Source organism: Arthrobacter sp. AL12 (assembly GCF_029960645.1).
Classification (GTDB): Bacteria; Actinomycetota; Actinomycetes; order Actinomycetales; family Micrococcaceae; genus Arthrobacter.
Map to the genome: position 1 here is coordinate 1 of NZ_JASBQY010000044.1, position 1,050 is coordinate 1,050.

Consider the following 1,050-nt stretch of genomic DNA (forward strand, 5'->3'; position numbering starts at 1 on the left):
CCGACATGCTCGTCGGCATCGCCAAGATCACCGTCAACACCAAGTAACACCCACCAGGAATAGCCGAGAACGCCACGGACCTTGGGGGTCCGTGGCGTTTCGGTTCGAGGTTAGAGTGGTCCCTGGCGGCCACGGAATGGTGCAGTGATCCAGACATGCAGAAGTTTGACGGGCAGAAGATCACCGAGGCGTTGGCAGTGAAGTTTGCCTCGCCGACACGCAGCACACGTCTGACCGTTGTCCTGGGCCGCTGGCTCGGGATCACTTTCACTATCTGTTTTGTTACCGGCCTTTTCAGCCACGGACTTCAAAATCCGCCCTCGTGGATGTTCTTTCCCACCAGCCCTGTGTGGATCTACCAGCTCACGCAGGGACTGCACGTGACGGCAGGTATCGCCGCGATTCCGCTGCTGCTGGCGAAGCTCTGGTCGGTCTATCCGGAACTGCTGACGTGGCCGCCGGTGAAGTCCCTGGTACACGGCCTTGAGCGGGCTTCCATTGCCCTGTTCATCGCCGCGTCGCTGCTGCAGCTGACCACCGGCCTGATTAATACCTATAAGTGGTATCCGTGGCCGTTTCCGTTCCGCGAAACCCACTACTGGCTGGCGTGGGTGATCTGGGGCTCGCTGCTGCTGCACATTGCCGTCAAACTCCCGGCCATTGCCGCTCACTGGCGTCGGCGATCGTCAAGGGATCCCGCCGTCGGCGGCCCGGCCGCGAAGGACCCCGCTACTTCCGGGGTCGGGCCCTCATCCGACGCCGGGGCAACGGATCCCGGCCGCTGGTCCCGGCGGGGGTTCTTGACGGCTGTCGCGGCCGGGACCGGAGCTGTCGTCGTCACGACGTCGGGACAGTCGTTCTCCTGGTTCGCGCCGGCGAACCTGTTCGCCCCGCGCAAGATGGGGACCGGCCCTCAAGGGGTGCCGGTGAACCGTACCGCGGCCGATGCCAAGGTGACCGAACTGGCGAAGTCCCCGGCCTGGGCGCTCCTGGTGCGCTCCGGTGGGTCCAGCCGGTCTTTCACCCTGGAGGAGCTCCGGGCGCTGCCCC

1 protein-coding gene is annotated in these 1,050 nt (G+C 64.9%); it reads left to right on the forward strand.

Annotated features, from left to right (window positions below; genetic code table 11):
• Nucleotides 1–155 precede the first annotated feature (155 nt).
• Nucleotides 156–1,050 (forward strand): twin-arginine translocation signal domain-containing protein (locus QK291_RS18980; RefSeq protein WP_282384405.1); only part of this gene is annotated, 895 nt, incomplete at its 3' end.